Annotated in this window: 15 protein-coding genes; 4 read left to right on the top strand and 11 right to left on the bottom strand. The window is 64.7% G+C overall.

What is annotated here, in order from left to right:
• Positions 1 to 93 precede the first annotated feature (93 nt).
• Positions 94 to 1,149, top strand: a complete 1,056-nt coding sequence (locus FSY59_RS18315; RefSeq protein ID WP_148729471.1) for a putative zinc-binding metallopeptidase — start codon at positions 94 to 96, stop codon at positions 1,147 to 1,149.
• A 4-nt stretch (positions 1,150 to 1,153) separates the two neighbouring features.
• Here FSY59_RS18315 and coaD read toward each other — a convergent pair whose 3' ends face one another.
• From coaD to FSY59_RS18335, 4 genes are all read right to left on the bottom strand, one after another.
• A complete protein-coding gene (coaD, locus tag FSY59_RS18320) occupies positions 1,154 to 1,648 on the bottom strand; it encodes a pantetheine-phosphate adenylyltransferase (RefSeq protein WP_003051866.1) in 495 nt (164 codons plus the stop codon).
• Between the two features lie 160 nt (positions 1,649 to 1,808).
• The gene (gene rsmD / locus FSY59_RS18325) at positions 1,809 to 2,519 is read right to left on the bottom strand and encodes a 16S rRNA (guanine(966)-N(2))-methyltransferase RsmD (protein WP_003051863.1); all 711 of its coding nucleotides are present in this window, start codon (positions 2,517 to 2,519) and stop codon (positions 1,809 to 1,811) included.
• The gene (locus FSY59_RS18330) at positions 2,516 to 3,868 is read right to left on the bottom strand and encodes a pitrilysin family protein (protein WP_148729472.1); all 1,353 of its coding nucleotides are present in this window, start codon (positions 3,866 to 3,868) and stop codon (positions 2,516 to 2,518) included. Before FSY59_RS18330 ends, rsmD begins: the two co-directional genes overlap by 4 nt.
• 504 nt (positions 3,869 to 4,372) lie before the next feature.
• A complete protein-coding gene (locus tag FSY59_RS18335; RefSeq protein WP_148729482.1) occupies positions 4,373 to 5,806 on the bottom strand; it encodes a pitrilysin family protein in 1,434 nt (477 codons plus the stop codon).
• 64 nt (positions 5,807 to 5,870) lie between these two features.
• Here FSY59_RS18335 and ftsY point away from each other — a divergent pair, with 64 nt between their 5' ends.
• On the top strand, positions 5,871 to 7,043 hold the full coding sequence (gene ftsY, locus FSY59_RS18340) for a signal recognition particle-docking protein FtsY (protein ID WP_019044104.1): 1,173 nt from the start codon (positions 5,871 to 5,873) through the stop codon (positions 7,041 to 7,043).
• A 107-nt stretch (positions 7,044 to 7,150) separates the two neighbouring features.
• Here the strand turns inward: ftsY and cutA are convergent, their stop codons facing one another.
• A complete protein-coding gene (gene cutA, locus FSY59_RS18345; RefSeq protein ID WP_043374920.1) occupies positions 7,151 to 7,525 on the bottom strand; it encodes a divalent-cation tolerance protein CutA in 375 nt (124 codons plus the stop codon).
• Positions 7,526 to 7,567: 42 nt separating this feature from the next.
• Entirely contained in the window at positions 7,568 to 8,572 is a 1,005-nt protein-coding gene (locus tag FSY59_RS18350) for a 2-dehydropantoate 2-reductase (protein WP_003051856.1), read from the bottom strand.
• Positions 8,573 to 8,811: 239 nt separating this feature from the next.
• Here FSY59_RS18350 and FSY59_RS18355 point away from each other — a divergent pair, with 239 nt between their 5' ends.
• Complete coding sequence (locus tag FSY59_RS18355) at positions 8,812 to 9,120, top strand: hypothetical protein (protein ID WP_148729474.1); 309 nt, start codon at positions 8,812 to 8,814, stop codon at positions 9,118 to 9,120.
• Here FSY59_RS18355 and FSY59_RS18360 read toward each other — a convergent pair.
• From FSY59_RS18360 to FSY59_RS18380, 5 genes are all read right to left on the bottom strand, one after another.
• Positions 9,105 to 10,553, bottom strand: a complete 1,449-nt coding sequence (locus FSY59_RS18360; RefSeq protein WP_148729476.1) for an aldehyde dehydrogenase family protein — start codon at positions 10,551 to 10,553, stop codon at positions 9,105 to 9,107. The two genes, FSY59_RS18355 and FSY59_RS18360, sit on opposite strands and share 16 nt — an antisense overlap.
• A 114-nt stretch (positions 10,554 to 10,667) precedes the next feature.
• A complete protein-coding gene (locus tag FSY59_RS18365) occupies positions 10,668 to 11,597 on the bottom strand; it encodes a dihydrodipicolinate synthase family protein (RefSeq protein ID WP_148729032.1) in 930 nt (309 codons plus the stop codon).
• A gap of 11 nt (positions 11,598 to 11,608) precedes the next feature.
• Positions 11,609 to 12,781: an L-rhamnonate dehydratase gene (locus FSY59_RS18370; RefSeq protein ID WP_003051848.1), complete on the bottom strand. Its 1,173-nt coding sequence runs from the start codon at positions 12,779 to 12,781 to the stop codon at positions 11,609 to 11,611.
• Between the two features lie 60 nt (positions 12,782 to 12,841).
• Positions 12,842 to 13,891: a 4-hydroxythreonine-4-phosphate dehydrogenase PdxA gene (locus tag FSY59_RS18375; protein ID WP_148729033.1), complete on the bottom strand. Its 1,050-nt coding sequence runs from the start codon at positions 13,889 to 13,891 to the stop codon at positions 12,842 to 12,844.
• 2 nt (positions 13,892 to 13,893) lie between these two features.
• Entirely contained in the window at positions 13,894 to 14,871 is a 978-nt protein-coding gene (locus FSY59_RS18380) for a tripartite tricarboxylate transporter substrate binding protein (RefSeq protein ID WP_043374928.1), read from the bottom strand.
• A gap of 115 nt (positions 14,872 to 14,986) precedes the next feature.
• On the opposite strand from FSY59_RS18380, the gene FSY59_RS18385 reads away from it, so the two are divergent.
• On the top strand, positions 14,987 to 15,931 hold the full coding sequence (locus FSY59_RS18385; RefSeq protein WP_148729034.1) for a LysR family transcriptional regulator: 945 nt from the start codon (positions 14,987 to 14,989) through the stop codon (positions 15,929 to 15,931).
• Positions 15,932 to 16,009: the final 78 nt, after the last annotated feature.

The following is a 16,009-nucleotide window of genomic DNA, read 5'->3' on the forward strand; positions in this document are numbered from 1 at the left end:
TCTGAGGGCTGCGCTTCCAGCCCAAAGCCAGCTTTCGAGCTGGCTTTGTTTTTTCCTGCCCCGATCAGCGTACTTAGCCATTAAAGTGTCCTCATGCAAGTTTTCAACTGCGAGGCCTGCGGCCATCTGATCTATTTTGAAAGCCTGCAATGCGTGCATTGCGGTGCAATCCAGGCATTCCTGCCCGATCAGCTGCGCGTCGGCATTCTGCCGCCGAACGCAGGCCCCACCGCACGCTATCGCGCCTGCGCCCATCGATACAACATCAGCCTGTGCAATTTTGCGATCGAGGCTTCAGACCCGCAGCCGCTGTGCGTTTCCTGCCGCCAGACCGAATGGCTGCCCGACAACGGCGATCCTGCCAACGAGCTGCGTTGGGCGAAGATCAAGGTTGCCAAGCGCAGGCTGTTCTACACCCTGGCCAGGCTGGGTTTGCAGGATCCCCATGGTCACTGCGTGGCCGAGCCGCGCTTTTCCCTGCTCGCGGATCTGCCCGGCCAGAGCCCCGTCATGACCGGCCATGCCAGCGGCATGATCACGCTCAATGTCGTCGAGGCCGACGACGACGAGCGCGCCAAACGCCGCCAGGCCCTGCACGAGCCCTATCGCACGCTGATCGGGCATCTGCGTCACGAATCTGGCCATTTCTACTGGGATCAGCTGATAGCCAACAGCGTGCATCTGGAGCGCTTCAGGGCGCTGTTCGGCTATGAGAACCAGGACTATGCCCAGGCGCTGCAGCGCCATTACGGCAAGGACCCGCTGGACAATAGCTGGCGCCATCAGTTCATCAGCGCCTATGCCACCTCGCACCCCTGGGAAGACTGGGCCGAAACCTGGGCTCACTATCTGCACATGGTGGATTTGCTGGAAACCGCAGCCAGCTACGGCACCTGCATCACCGTTCCGGATATCCCCGCCGCAGGCCAGCAGCGCATTCAGAACCCGCTCGTGCCGGTGCCGCCCGACTTTTCGGTGATGCAGTCCCAGTGGGTGCCGCTCACGCTGCTGCACAACAGCCTGAACCGCAGCCTGGGCCATGGCGATGCCTACCCGTTTGCGATTTCCGGCCCGGCCTGGGACAAGCTGCGCTTCGTCCACGAGACCATCAGCAGCTATCGCAGCAGATCACCCAGCCAGGGAGACTGACTGCTCAGGCCGCGCGGCCGACCTTGGCCATCAGGCGCTCATGCACGCCCTTGGAGACAAACTTGTCCACATCGCCGTTGAGCGTGGCAATCTCGCGCACAAAGGTGGAACTGATGAACTGATAGCGATCGCTGGGCGTGAGGAACACGGTTTCCACTTCGGGCATCAGCGTGCGGTTCATGCCGGCAAGCTGGAACTCATAGTCGAAGTCCGTCACCGCGCGCAGGCCGCGCACCATGGCCTTGGCGCCACGTGCGAGCACAAAATGCGCCAGCAGCCCGTCAAAGCTCTCCACCTGCACCTGCGGATAATTGGCGCAGGCCTCGCGCACCATGGCAATGCGCTCCTCCAGCGAAAACAGCGTCTTTTTGTGATGACCTGCCGCCACCGCCACGATGACCTTGCCAAACAGCTGTGCAGCCCGGCGCACCACATCTTCATGCCCCAGCGTGATCGGGTCAAAGGTTCCGGGGTAAACAGCAATCAGGTCTTGGCTCATGGCTTATCTCTCTCCTGCGGGTCTTGATGAGTGTGAGGGCTGCTGCAGTGCAGCGTAAAGAGATTATGCATTCAGGCCTGCGCAGCGCTGAACCATGCAAAAAGGAGCTGCTGACGCCTCTGCTCGAAGCGCCAGCAGCTCCCGGTTCGGCAGCAAGGCTTTACTGCTTCTTCAGCAGATGCGCATGGACGGCGCCGGCCTTCAGATAGCGGTGCAGCTCCAGCCCCATTTCCAGCAGGCGGTCCTCGGCCCAGGCTTCGGGAGCTTCCAGATAAATGAAGCCGCCATCATTCAAGGCCGCCGTGGCGGCCTTGAGCGCGGGCTCGAACAGCTCGGTCTGACCGAATGGCGGGTCCAGCAAGATCAGATCCTGCCCCGCCACGGTCTTCAGGCAGCTCAGCGCATCGCCACGCTGCACCTTGACCATCCTGGCATCGAGCTTTTGCTGAAGACGCTGCAACTGCTGCACCAGGGCGGCATCCTGCTCGTTCATGATGACGCTGCTGGCGCCGCGCGATGCGGCCTCGAAGCCCAGCGCCCCCGTGCCCGCGAAGGCATCAATGCATTTCCAGTTGCTCAGGTCCTGACCCAGCCAGTTGAACAGGGTCTCGCGCACGCGATCGGGCGTGGGCCGCAGACCGGGCTTTTGCGCCACGGCCAGACGCGTGCGGCGCCATTGCCCGCCGATGATGCGGATTTCACCAGCCCCGGTGGCCGCCGGCTTGGCGGCGGCAGGCTGGGCAGCCTTGGCTCCGGGACGGGCCGGGCGGCTGGCCGCCAGCTCCTGCGCCTTGCGCTCGGACTCGTGAATCATCTTGTCCAGCGCCTTGCGGCCTGCGGGTGTGTGTAGCTTGATGGCACTGCGGCTCATGGCTTGGCTCCGAGAGTGATGGTGACCATGCGCTCGGGCTGAACCATGCGCTGCATCGCCTCCTTCACGTCCTTGGTGGTCAGCGCCTGAACGCGATCGGTCCAGTGCTCCAGATAATCGAGCGGCAGCCCGTTCCAGGCAATGTTGGCCACATTGCCCAGCAGCTTGCGGTTGCTGTCTATGCGCAGGGCAAAGCCGCCGATCAGGTTGTCCTTGGCCGCCTTGAGTTCCTTGTCGGTAGGACCTTCGGCAATGAATTTGCGCAACACGTCCTGCGAGACCTTGAGCGCCTCGGCCGCCTGATCGGGACGGGTCTGCAGGCCGATGATGAAGGCACCGCGATCCAGTCCCGGCGAGAAGTCGCTGGAGACCCCGTAGGTCAGGCCCCGCTTCTCACGCACTTCTTCCATCAGCCGCGAGGTGAAGCCGCCGCCGCCCAGAATGTGGTTGCCCACCATCACGGCCAGAAAATCGGGGTTGTTGCGCGCAATGCCGGGCTGGCCTATGAGCACCTGGGCCTGGGCCGAATCGAACGGAATGTTCTCGACCTTGGCCTGCTTCAGGTCCTCCACCTTGCTCACGGCAGGCAGCGGCGGGCAGTCGTTGCCATTGGTGGCCTGCAGCGGCCCCAGCAACTGCTTGACCATGGCATCGGCCTGCTGGCGATTGACCGCTCCCACCACGCTGACCTTGGCGCGGCAGGCAGCAATCAGCTTGCGGTGAAAGTCCTGCATGGCCGAAACATCAATGCGGCCCAGGCTGTCGACCGTGGTCTGATAGCCATAGGGCGAGCTGCCGAACACGGCCTTGCGCAAGGCCTTGGAGGCCACGGTGCCGGGACGGGTGTCGGCTTCCTTGATGGAGGCGCTCCAGCGCTCGCGGTCACGCTGCCACACGGCCTCGGGCCAGCTTGGCGACGCGATCTGGCGCGCCGCCAGGGCCACGGCTTTCTGCTGCAGATCGGGCACGGTCAGCGTGCGCAGGCCGAAGCTGAAGCTGTCGCGCCCCGCGCTGGCGCCAAAGCTTGCGCCCAGGTCGGCCCAGGCCTGGCCCAGGCCGTTCTCATCCAGCGCAGGCGCATCGCCCGCCGCCTTGATGCCCTTGGAGGACATCATGGCCACGGCTGCCGCCAGGCCCAGCTTGTCCTCGGGATCGCGGCGGCTGCCAGCGTCAAAATCTACCTGCACATCCACCATGGGAATGCCGGGACTTTGCACCAGCCAGACCTGGGCACCGCTGGGCTGGGTCCAGTGCTCTATCGGCAGCAAGGCCCAGGCGGACTGGGTCAGAAAACCCATGCCAGCGCCCACCACAAAAGCGCCAGCAGCTATCTTCTTCATAGTTTTCATGTGTTCAACCTCTGTTTTCCATGACGCCGCATCAGCGAGGGCATGCCCCATGCGCAAGCAGCCCGGCACGGGCCGCCCCGCAGCGAAGGCTGCGTTCCCCTCCCCTGGCGCACAGCGCGTAGAGAGAGGGAAAGGCGCGGGGCCGCCCAGGCAGGCAGCTCAAGGGGGTTTGCATCAAAGCAGCTATTTCCACAACGCTGCGCCACCGTGGGCGCGCACCATGCGCGGGCAGCCGAGCAAGGGCCGCCCCGCACCGAAGGCTGCGTTCCCCTCCCCTGGCGCACAGCGCGTAGAGAGAGGGAAAGGCGCGGGACCGCCCAGGCAAGCGGCTCAAGGGGGTTTGCATCAAAGCAGCTATTTCCTCAACGCAGCGCCACCGTGGGCGCGCACCATGCGCGAGCAGCCGAGCAAGGGCCGCCCCGCAGCGAAGGCTGCGTTCCCCTCCCTTAGCGCACAGCGCGTAGAGAGAGGGGGAAGACGCAAAGCGGCTCAGGGGGTGTTTCATCAATGCACCGAACCGCCTGCATCGGCCTTGCCGGACATGGGACGCTGGGGCTTGGCGCCTGCGGGCAGCGGCTGGGGCACCAGAGTGCCGACGGTGAGCTGGTCGTCGCCGAAATACTTGGCGGCCACGGCCTTCACATCGTCGGAGGTGACTTTCTGCAGCTCGGCCAGCAGCTTGTCCTCGGCATCCAGCGGCATGTTCTGGATCCAGTAATTGCCCAGGTTCTGGGCCTGGCCCATGACGGAATCGCGCTCATAGACGTTGGAGGCCATCCACTGCGTCTTGACGCGGTCCAGCTCGTCAGCCTGCACGCCCTCCTCGGCCACCTTCTTGATCTGGGCGCGCAAGGCAGCTTCCACATCGGCCACGGTCTTTCCCTGGGCCGGAACGCCCGTCAGCATGAACAGGCTGGGCCCGCGCCCCAAAATGCTGGCCGAGCTGCCGGCGCTGTCTGCCACACGGCCGTTGGCCTGGCCTTCGCCCTGCACCAGGGCGCGCTCCAGACGGGCGCCGTCATAACCGTCGAGCACCGCGGACAGCACCAGCAGCGCCAGCGCATCCTTGTCCTCGGCCTGAAGCTTGTCCACGCTCTTCAGGGTGGGCGTGCGATAGGCCATGGCGATAAAGGCCTGCTCGGCAGGCTGCTTGACCTCGATACGGCGCACGCCGATCTGCCTGGGTTCGGTCTGCGGCTTGCGCTGCGGCAAGGCGCGCGCAGGAATGCTGCCGTAATACTTCTCGGCCCAGGCACGCACCTGGTTGACGTTCACATCCCCCACCACGACCACTGCGGCATTGGACGGCACATACCAGCGCTTGTGGAAGTCGCGCACATCTCCGGGCGTCATGGAGTCCAGATCGCTCATCCAGCCCACCACGGGGCGGCGATAGGGCGAGGCCATGAAGGTGGCCGCCATCAGCTGCTCCATCAGCATGGCGCGCGGCTGGTCGTCGGTGCGCATGCGGCGCTCTTCCTTGATGACCTCGATTTCCTTCTTGAATTCGGAGTCCGGCCACTGGTTGTTGGCAAAACGATCGGATTCCAGCTTCATCACGTCTTCCAGACGGTTGGACGGAATCTGCTGGTAATAGCCGGTGTAGTCACGCCAGGTGAACGCGTTTTCCTGGCCACCCAGCGCCGCCACGCGACGCGAGAAGTCTCCGGGCTTGACGCTTTTGGAGCCCTTGAACATCATGTGCTCCAGCGCATGGGCCACGCCCGTGGTGCCGTCGACCTCGTCCATGGAGCCCACACGTACCCAGACCATGTGCACGGCCGTGGGCGCGCGCCGGTCGGGCAGCACGATCAGCTGCATGCCGTTCTTCAGCGTGAACTGCTGCACTTGCGGCGCGGCCACCGTGGCAGCAGCAGGCACAGGTTGCGACGATGCGCCCGGCGCAGCCAAGGCTGCCCCAGCGCTCAAACAGGCCATTAAGCCCAGTACAGGGAGTGCGCGTACATGTTTCATAGAATGATGCGATTCTAAAAACCCGCCAATGTTCAGTTTTTTCAAGAAAAAGCCCAATTCACCCGATGTGGTGAACACCACGCCCGCTGCCGAGACAACCGCGGCGCCTGCGTCTGCGTCTGCTGCGCCAACCAGGCCCGCTTCACAGGATACGCCTGCTGCGCCTGCCGAAAATGGCAACAGCTCCTGGTGGCGCAAGCCCTTTGGCGGCGGCGCGACGGCCAAGGCCGGCGAAGATCAGCCTGCTACTCAGGATTTTGTAGCAGCCCCCGAGCCTACCGCAAAGCCGCAAGCCCCAAATTCCCGTCAAAGCTGGATGGAACGCCTGAAAGCCGGTCTGCGCAAGACCGGCTCCAGCATTGCCACCGTCTTTACCGGCACCCAGATCGACGACCGGCTCTATGAAGAGCTGGAGGACGCGCTGCTGATGGCCGACACCGGCGTCAAGGCCACCCAGCATCTGCTGGAAGACCTGAAGCGCCGCGTCAAGGAAACCAAGACCACCGAGCCCGCCGCCGTCAAGGCACTGCTGGCCGATGCGCTGACCGATTTGCTCAGGCCGCTGGAAAAGCCGCTGACCATCGGCGAGCACACACCGACCGTCATCATGGTGGCCGGCGTCAACGGTGCGGGCAAGACCACTTCCATCGGCAAGCTGACCAAGCATCTGGCCGACGGCGAGCAGTCCGTGCTGCTGGCCGCCGCCGACACCTTCCGCGCCGCCGCGCGTGAGCAGCTGGGCGTCTGGGCCAATCGCAACACCGTGGAAATCATCAGCCAGGACGGTGGCGACCCCGCCGCCGTGAGCTTCGATGCCGTCTCCGCCGGCAAGGCGCGCAAAAAGGATGTGGTGCTGGTCGATACGGCCGGACGCCTGCCCACGCAGCTGCATCTGATGGAAGAGCTCAAGAAGATCAAGCGCGTGGTGAGCAAGGCCGACGGCACGGCGCCGCACGAGGTGCTGCTGGTGATTGACGGCAACACCGGCCAGAACGCCCTGACCCAGGTGCGCGCCTTCGACGATGCACTGCAGCTCACGGGCCTGATCGTCACCAAACTCGACGGCACGGCCAAGGGCGGCGTGCTGGCCGCGATTGCGCAGGAGCGCCCCGTGCCCGTCTACTTCATCGGCGTGGGCGAGAAGATCGAGGATCTGGAAACCTTCAGCGCACGCGAGTTCGCCCAGGCCCTGCTGTCCTGAAGCACAAGAACCATAGCTGCCAGCGCTTTATCTATCGAGTTTTCAGATAGATTCAGCACTGAAACCCAATGAAGGAGCGCGCAAGGCGCTCCTTTTTTATTCAGGCTTCAGAGCTGCACCTGCTGCTTGATCCACTTGGCATAGTCGTTCAGGCAGCGCTCGGTGCGCATGGTGATCTGGGGAACTTCATAGCTGTGATGGCTGCGCAGCAGCGCAGTCAGCCGTGGCAGTGCCTCGGGCAGGGTCTTGCAGGTCAGGCGCCATTCGGGAGCGGTCTGCAGCACGCCGTCCCACTCGTAATACGAGGTGATGCGCTCGGTCTGCACACAGGCCGCAGCCTTGGCCGCGACCAGCGCCCGCGCCATGTCCTCGGCCTCGGCCGAATGCCCAACGGTGGTCGTCACCACGCACAGCGTGGCCCAATGACTGTCCTGCGCGGACGCGGACTTGAGAGTGGCGGTCTGGGTAGATGTGGTGCTCATGCAGCCTAGTCTAGGCCCAAGACCGCCCTGCCCGCCACTGCCTTACGCCGGATACAGACCCAGCTGCTGCGCGCGCAGCCGCGTCAGCCCCAGCAGGGCATCGGTGAACGGCGTGCTCATGCCGCACATGGCACCCATCTCGCGCACGGCGCCCACCAGGGCGTCCAGCTCCACCGGCTTGCCGGCTTCCACATCCTGGAGCATGGAGGTCTTGAAGCCGCCCAGCTTGAGCGTGACCTGATGGCGGTCCTGCGGGCTGTCGGCAATCGGCAGGCCGATGCGTGCGCCGATTTCCCGGGCCTCCAGCATCACGGCCGTGATGAAGTTGCGCACCAGCTCATCGCCCAGAATCCTGTCCGTGGTCGCGCCCGTGATCGCACTGACGGGGTTCATGGTCATATTGCCCCAGAGCTTGTACCAAGCGTCACGCTGGATGTTGTCGCTGAGCCTGACCTCGATGCCGCCCGCGCGCAGCAGCTCGGTCAGTGCCAGCAGACGCGGCGTGGGCGCATCGCCGGGCAGGGCCATGGGCTCGCCGACGATGAGGCTGTTGCCGAAATGACGGCGCACCACCCCCGGCGCATCGAGAGAGCAGCTGGCATGCACCACCGAGCCGAGCACCTGCCCGGTGGGAATGGCACGCGCAATCTCGCCCTGCGGGTCCACGGCCCTGAGCTGCAGGCCGCGCAAGCCGGCATCCACGCCACCAGCCAGAAACCACCAGGGAACGCCGTTCATGGCGGTCAGCACCAGGGTCTGCGGGCCGATCAGCGGTGCGACGGCACGGGCCACCTCGGGCATGGACGGCGCCTTGACGGCAATCACCACCACATCCTGCACGCCCAGGGCGGCCGGGTCCTGCTGCGCATTGACGGCCACGGTCTCGCGCTCCTCTCCATGCACCAGCGTCAAGCCGTTGTGCTGCAGCGCAGCCAGCGTCTGGCCCCGCGCCACGGCGCTCAGCTCGCAGCCGGCCCTGGCCAGCGCCACACCCAGCCAGCCGCCAATGGCGCCGGCACCGTAGATACAGACTCTCTTCAGACCCATGCTCTTGTCTCTCCTGTCTTATGGAACTCTCAAAAAGCAGTGGCTGCCGGTGCTTTACCGTAAAGCATCTGAAGACCTTGCCCCCTTGAAACCAGGCGATATCTTCGCGGCCGCCGCTCATTGTTGATACGTTAACAGCAGTATCCCCCCGCGCGACACTGAAGGCCGTTGACAGCTGGGCACCCCGCACTGCGCGCCATGCCAGCTGCCCTGTTCATCGACATTTCAAGGACCGACTCATGAGCTCCAACACCGCCGTCGTCAATCTCACAGCCCAGATCACGGCACTGGCCAGCGCCTTGGGCATCGTGCCGGACGCCAGCCCCCAGGCCGTGCAGACGCGCGAGCAGGTGGCTGCCACGCTGGACAAGCGCATTCACGATGTGCTGGAAGAAGGGGTCTGGGACAACGCCGACGGTGGCAAGACCATCAGGGCGGCGCTGCTGGGCTGGTCGCCACCGCGCCATGAAAAAGCCGGGCCCAGGGCCCGGCAAAGAGATGCAGCAAACCAGAGAACCCTCAAGGGCCGTGCTCACGCCAGCGTATAGGCCGTCTTCACCGTGGTGTAGAACTCCTGGGCATAGCGGCCCTGCTCGCGCGGGCCGTAGCTGCTGCCCTTGCGACCGCCGAACGGCACGTGGTAGTCCACGCCCGCCGTGGGCAGGTTGACCATGACCATGCCGGCCTGGCTGTGGCGCTTGAAGTGCGTGGCGTGCTTGAGGCTGGTGGTCGCAATGCCGGCCGACAGGCCGAACGGCGTGTCGTTGGCCATGGCCAGGGCTTCTTCGTAGTCCTTGACGCGGATCACGCTGGCCACGGGGCCAAAGACTTCTTCGCGGTTGATGCGCATGCCGGCTTCGGTGTCCACAAACAGCGTGGGCGCCATGTAGAAACCATCCTTGCCGCTGCCCGTGTGGCAGGCCACGCGGACGCCGCCAGCGGCCAGGCGCGCGCCTTCGGCCTTGGCGATTTCCACATAGCTCAGATCCTGCTCCAGCTGGGCCTGGCTGACCACGGGGCCCATGTCGGTGCCGGCGGCGCGTGCGTCACCGACCTTGATTTGGGCCATGCGCGCCTGCAGGGCCTCGATGAAGGCCGGGTAGATCCTGTCGGTCACGATCAGGCGGCTCGATGCCGTGCAGCGCTGGCCGCTGGAGTAGAAGCCGCTCTGGGCCGACAGTTCCACGGCCTGGTTCAGGTCGGCATCGTCCAGCACGATCTGGGGATTCTTGCCGCCCATTTCCAGCTGCACCTTCTTGCCGCTTTTCACGCAGGCTTCGGCAATGCCACGGCCCACGCCCGTCGAGCCCGTGAAGCTGATCGCCGCCACGTCGGCGTGGTTGACCAGGGCTTCACCGATCACGCGGCCGCGGCCCATGACCAGGTTGAAGACACCGGCGGGGATGCCAGAGCGGTGGATGATGTCGGCCAGGGCCCAGGCACTGCCGGGCACCAGGTCGGCGGGCTTGAGCACCACGCAGCAGCCGTTGGCCAGGGCCGGAGCGATCTTCCAGGCGGGGATGGCGATGGGGAAGTTCCAGGGCGTGATCAGGCCGACCACACCGATGGGCTCGCGCGTGATTTCCACACCGATGCCGGGACGCACCGAAGGCACGGTCTCGCCAGTGAGGCGCAGGCATTCACCGGCAAAGAACTTGAAGATCTGGCCGGCGCGGCCGACTTCGCCAATGGCTTCGGGCAGGGTCTTGCCTTCTTCGCGGGCCAGCAGCTCGCCCAGCTCCGCCTTGCGCGCCAGGATTTCCGTGGCTATCTTGTCCAGGGCGTCGGAGCGCGCCTGGATGCCCGAGGTGGACCAGACTGGGAAAGCGGCAGCGGCGGCGGCCACGGCGGCCTGCACGTCCTCGGCACCCCCCTGGGCGTACTCGCCGATCACGTCGGACAGGTCGCTGGGGTTGGTGTTGGGGCAATAGCTGTCAGCAGCCGTCCATTGGCCGTTGATGAGGTTGTGGTGTTGGGTCATGGATATGCTCTTGATAGAGGAGCTTGCTGCACTTGCTATTCATAGATTTCAGTATAAAAAGCACCTGAACTCCTTAATGAAAAAGCGCAACCAGCTCCTGTATTCATAGTCGTCTCAACGGGCCCAGCGCAGCACCAGCGGGTCCAGCCGGCGGGCGATGTCCAGCAACTGGCGTCGCACCTCGGGGTGCATGGGCGGCCAGGGCGAGCGCGGCGCATCGCAGGCGATCACGCCGCCCTCCTTCATCAGCGCCTTGGCGGCGAGGAAGCCGGCCTGGCGGTTTTCGTGGTTGATCAGCGGCAGCCAGCGCTGGTACTGCTCGAAGGCCTTGTCCTTGTCGCCTGCGCGGTGCGCCTCGATGATGGGGCGTATGCCGTCGGCAAAGCCGCCGCCCGTCATGGCGCCCGTGGCGCCGGCCTCCAGGTCGGCCAGCAGCGTGATGGCTTCCTCGCCGTCCCAGGGGCCTTCTATCGCTTCGCCGCCCAGGGTGATCAGTTCGCGCAGCTTGCCCGCCGCACCGGCGGTTTCCATCTTGAAGTAGCTGACCTGCGCTATCTCCCTGGCCATGCGGGCCAGAAAGGCCGGCGACAGCGGCGTGCCCGCGGCCGGTGCGTCCTGGACCATGATGGGGATGTCGATGGCGTCGGACACGCCCTGGTAGAAGGCCTGCACCTGGGCTTCGCCGAAGCGGAAGGTGGCGCCGTGGTAGGGCGGCATGACCATGACCATGGCGGCGCCCATGTCCTGGGCACGGCGGCTGCGCTCGGCGCAGATTTTGGTACTGGTGTGCGTGGTGGTCACGATCACCGGCACACGGCCGCCCACATGCTCCAGGGCCGTGCGCGTGAGGATTTCGCGCTCCTCATCCGAAACCAGGAACTGCTCGGAGAAGTTGGCAAGGATGCACAGGCCGTCCACGCCCGAGTCGATCATGAACTCCAGGCAGCGCTTCTGGCTGGTCAGGTCCAGCGTGCCGTCCTCGTGGAAGGTGGTGGGCACGACGGGGAAGATGCCCCGGTAACGGGGATTGGAGGGTGCTGGCATGCTGCGTCTCCTCAATCGATGATGTGGAACTGGTCCAGATACTCGGTCTTGAGCGTGAGGCCCAGGCCAGGCACGTCGTCGCGCAGTTGCAGGAAGCCGTTGTCGGCAACCGGTTCGCCGTCGAAGATGTACCAGAACAGCTCGTTGCCGACTTCCACGTCGAAGATGGGGAAGTACTCGGCCATGGGCGAAGCCAGCGTGCTCATGGTCAGGTGGTAGTTGTGCATCTGGCCGGCATGCGGGATCACGGGCACTGAATAGGCTTCGCACAGGGCATTGATCTTGTGCGCCGCCGTGATGCCGCCCACGCGGTTGGTGTCGTACTGCACGACGGAGACGGCCTTCCTGTCCAGCAGCTGCTTGAAGCCGTAGAGCGAAAACTCGTGCTCGCCGCCCGAGATGGGAACGATGTTCATGGCGTTGAGCTCGGCGTAGCCGTCGATGTCGTCGGCGATCACAGGCTCTTCCAGCCAGCGCGGCTCGAACCTGGCCAGCTTGGGCAGCATGCGCTTGGCATACTCCAGGTTCCAGCCCATGTAGCACTCCAGCATCAGGTCGGTGTCGTAGCCGATCACTTCACGGATGGCTTCGACGGACTTGAGATTCTCCTTCACACCGTCCTGCAAATGGGCGGGCCCGTAGCCGAAGCGCATCTTGAAGGCCTTGAAGCCCTGATCCAGGAATTTCTGTGCTTCGTCCTGCATCTCTTTCAGGTCGGTGCGGTAGAGCTTGCTGTAGTAGCAGGGAATCTTTTCCTTGGTGCGCCCGCCCAGCAGCTTGAACACGGGCTTGTTCACGCTCTTGCCCAGGATGTCCCAGATGGCCAGGTCCACAGCCGAGATGGCGGCCATCGTCACGCCCTTGCGGCCCCAGGCATGGGTGGCGCGGTACATGCGCTGCCACAGGTATTCGTAGTCCCAGGGGTCCTGGCCGATGACCAGGGGCGCCAGGTACTCGTCGATGATGGCCTTGGCTATTCTTGGCGCCAGGGCCACGTTGCCCAGACCGATGATGCCGTCATCGGTTTCGATCTCGACCACGGTCCACGAATGGAAGCGGAAGGTGCTCATGGACTCGGTGTTGGAGTACACCAGATCCATGGCGTTGGAGCAGAAGTTGCCCTGGGGCGGAACGGTCTTGCCCTTCCATTCATAGACACGGGCGCGGACGGACTTGATCTTCATACAGACCTCGGAAGCAAAGAGTGGGTAGGACAGGCGGCCCAGGCCGCCCGGAAAATGGGCTCAGACAGTTGGGGCGACCTGGCGATCACGGTGGGCGGCCCCCATGCGCGCGGCGATCTGCAGCGCCTGCCAGGTGGCTTCCACATTGGCCTTGCCCTGGCCCGCGATGTCGTAGGCCGTGCCGTGGGCCGGCGTGGTGATGGGAATCGGCAGGCCGCCCTGCACCGTCACCCCGCGCGAGAAGCCCAGCAGCTTGATGGCGATCTGGCCCTGGTCGTGGTACATGGTCACGATGGCCTGGTACTCGCCGGCCTGGGCCTTGAGAAAGATGGTGTCGGCCGGGAACGGGCCGTGGAACGGCGCATCGCTGGGCCAGTCGCGCGCCTGCAGGGCCTGGACGGCGGGCGCGATGATGTCGATTTCCTCGCGACCGCAGGTTCCGCCATCGCCGTTGTGCGGGTTGAAGCCGGCAATCGCCACCTTGGGAGCAGCCAGGCCGCTGGCGCGCAAGGCGTTGTAGATCAGCTCGGCCGCCTGGCTGATGCGCTCCTGGCTCAGATAGCCGGCCACATCCTTGAGCGGCACGTGGGAGGAAATGCGCGAGGTCCAGAGATCGCCCAGCGTGTTGAACTCGCAGAAGTAGCCGGTCACGCCCAGGTACTCGGCAAAGTGGTGCAGCTCGTCCTCGTGGTGCAGGCCGCCCAGCTTCATGGCCTGCTTGTTCAAGGGCGCAAAGCAGATGGCGTCGATATCGCCGGCCAGGGCCGCATCCATGCATTGGTCTAGCACCTGCAGTACCGAGCGGCCGCCTGCCGCCCCCACCTGCCCCTGCACCACATCGGCCTGGGCGATGGTGTCCACGGCCACAAAGGCCGGCAGCCGCGTGTCGGCACGCTCGCGCGCGGCAGACAGGCCGGCCAGCGCCGCGGTTGCCACCTGCAGTCCGGCGATACGCTGGCCCTGCTCCCAGAGCCAGGGATCGCCTATCAACACCAGGTTCGCCTGCTCGGTGGCTTGCGGCCTGGCCAGCAAACGTGCAATCAGTTCGGCGCCGATGCCGGAAGGATCGCCCAGGGTCAGGGCGACAACGGGAAAAGAAGCCTTGCTCATGCTCAGTCCAGCTTGATGTTGTTCTTGCGAATGATGTCGCCGAAGCGTTTGTACTCGGCGAGGTGAAAACTGCCGAAGTCGGCCTGGGCCATGGGCCGCAGCTCGGCACCCACGGCTTCGAGACGGGTCTTGGTCTCGGGCATGGCGATGACCTTGTTGACCTCGTCATGCACTTTCTGCTGCACAGCCTTGGGCGTGGAGGCGGGCATGTAGATGCCGTACCAGGCGCTGATCTCCACGTCGCGCAGGCCCGCTTCGGCCATGGTCGGCACCTGGGGCAGCTGAGGGTTGCGCTGGGGAGAAGTGACCGCCAGAGCGCGCAGCTTGCCGGCCTTGATCTGGCCTATGACCGAGGGCATGGTGTCGAAGCTCATCTGCACCTGGCCGCTGACCAGATCGACCAGGGCCGCGGCACTGCCCTTGTAGGGCACGTGGGTGATCTGAATGCCTGCGGCATCCTTGAACACCTCGGCAGCGATATGCTGGGTGCTGCCCGTACCGCTGCTGGCGAAATTGATCTGACCGGGATTCTTCCTGGCCATGGCCACCAGCTCCGCCACCGTGTTGGCGGCAACGGAGTTGCCCACCACCAGCACATTGGGCACCGAGCCGACAAAGGCCACGGGAACCAGATCCCGGTTGTTGTCATACCCCAGCTTGAGCAGATGCGGTGCGATGGCATGGGCCGTGACCACGCCCATGACCATGGTGTGCCCATCCGTGGCCTTGGCCGTCATGTCCACGGCCAGCGTATTGGAGACGCCGGGCCGGTTCTCCACGATCACCGGCTGCTTGAGCAGCGGCCCCAGTCGGTCGGCCACGGCGCGGGCCATGGCATCGGTGCCGCCTCCGGGCGCAGAACCCACCAGCATGCGCACGGGCTTGACGGGCCAGTTCGCAGAGTCCTGTGCCTGGACCTGCCAGGGCAGCGCGGCGGCGCCGCACAGGGCGGCTATGGAAAGTAGATGACGTCTTTGCACATTTGTCTCCTTGGCTTTTTTATTTCATCGCAGCCCGATCCTAGGGAAGCCGCTGATATGCGTAAACTGAAAGTTATTGATTAATCGATAACCTGAAGCAATAAGAAACCATGCCATGGGATCAATCGACAAAAGCGACAACACGCCACAGCTGCTGAACCGGCTGCGCATGCGCCAGGTGGCCTTGATACTGGCCATCGACGAGCGCCAGACCTTGCGTGCAGCAGCGGCCGAGCTCGGTCTGACCCAGCCGGCAGCCACCAAGATGCTGCAGGAGCTCGAAGACGCCCTGGGTCAGCGGCTGTTCGAGCGCGTGGGCCGCCGGCTGCAGCGCAATGCGGCAGGAGAGCGGGTGCTGGAATATTTCCGTTCGCTGCGCGGCAATATCGAGGCCCTGAATCGCGAACTGGGCGAGCTGCGCCAGGGAAGCTCCGGACGGCTGGCCGTGGGCAGCATCATGGCCGCCTCACCCGGGCGCCTCACCCAGGCCCTGCTGGAGCTGAAGCAGCAGTTGCCCCTGCTGGAGCTGGAAGTGGCCGTGGACACCAGTGATCGCCTGCTGGCCCAGCTGCGTGAAGGAGTGCTGGAGGTAGTCGTCGGGCGCATGACCAATGAAGCGGGCAGCGATTGCCGCTTTTGCCCGATCGACGACGAGCAACTGGCCTTCATCGTGCGCAAGGAGCATCCTCTGCTGTCGCTGCAGCGGCCCGGTCTGCAGGCCTTGCAGGGGCATGGCTGGGTGATGCAGCCGCCTGGCAGCCCCATGCGCAGCTTGATCGAGCAGGAGTTCCGCGAGCACAGTCTGCCGCTGCCGCGCGGCCTGATCGAAACCGGCTCCATACTCACCACCATCAATCTGGTGCGAAGCTCGAATATGGTGGGCGTGATTCCGCGCACGGTGGCGGACCTTCATGCTGCCCACGGCATGCTGCATATCCTGCCGTATCGGACCAAGCACAGTCTGGAGGCCTACGGCAGCCTGGTACGCAAGGACAGGCCCATCAGCCGCTCGGCACAGATGTTCCTGGATCTGCTGCACCGTCACGATGCAGCAGCCTGAAGCGTGGCGTGGCCGGTCGTGACAAGCGGCCCTTTTTCAAGACCGTCAGACCAAGGCCGCTGAGGTTCGGTGAAAGAC

The sequence above is a fragment of the Comamonas sp. Z3 genome (assembly GCF_008121565.1).
GTDB lineage: Bacteria > Pseudomonadota > Gammaproteobacteria > Burkholderiales > Burkholderiaceae_C > Comamonas > Comamonas brasiliensis.

Coding starts and splice junctions, on each gene's coding strand:
- FSY59_RS18355 (WP_148729474.1), top strand. CDS start 8,812: ATGAGCTCCAACACCGCCGTCGTCAATCTCACAGCCCAGATCACGGCA.
- FSY59_RS18375 (WP_148729033.1), bottom strand. CDS start 13,891: ATGAGCAAGGCTTCTTTTCCCGTTGTCGCCCTGACCCTGGGCGATCCT.
- FSY59_RS18385 (WP_148729034.1), top strand. CDS start 14,987: ATGGGATCAATCGACAAAAGCGACAACACGCCACAGCTGCTGAACCGG.
- FSY59_RS18350 (WP_003051856.1), bottom strand. CDS start 8,572: ATGGGTCTGAAGAGAGTCTGTATCTACGGTGCCGGCGCCATTGGCGGC.
- FSY59_RS18360 (WP_148729476.1), bottom strand. CDS start 10,553: ATGACCCAACACCACAACCTCATCAACGGCCAATGGACGGCTGCTGAC.
- FSY59_RS18335 (WP_148729482.1), bottom strand. CDS start 5,806: ATGGCCTGTTTGAGCGCTGGGGCAGCCTTGGCTGCGCCGGGCGCATCG.
- FSY59_RS18330 (WP_148729472.1), bottom strand. CDS start 3,868: ATGAAAACTATGAAGAAGATAGCTGCTGGCGCTTTTGTGGTGGGCGCT.
- rsmD (WP_003051863.1), bottom strand. CDS start 2,519: ATGAGCCGCAGTGCCATCAAGCTACACACACCCGCAGGCCGCAAGGCG.
- FSY59_RS18315 (WP_148729471.1), top strand. CDS start 94: ATGCAAGTTTTCAACTGCGAGGCCTGCGGCCATCTGATCTATTTTGAA.
- FSY59_RS18370 (WP_003051848.1), bottom strand. CDS start 12,781: ATGAAGATCAAGTCCGTCCGCGCCCGTGTCTATGAATGGAAGGGCAAG.
- coaD (WP_003051866.1), bottom strand. CDS start 1,648: ATGAGCCAAGACCTGATTGCTGTTTACCCCGGAACCTTTGACCCGATC.
- ftsY (WP_019044104.1), top strand. CDS start 5,871: ATGTTCAGTTTTTTCAAGAAAAAGCCCAATTCACCCGATGTGGTGAAC.
- FSY59_RS18365 (WP_148729032.1), bottom strand. CDS start 11,597: ATGCCAGCACCCTCCAATCCCCGTTACCGGGGCATCTTCCCCGTCGTG.
- cutA (WP_043374920.1), bottom strand. CDS start 7,525: ATGAGCACCACATCTACCCAGACCGCCACTCTCAAGTCCGCGTCCGCG.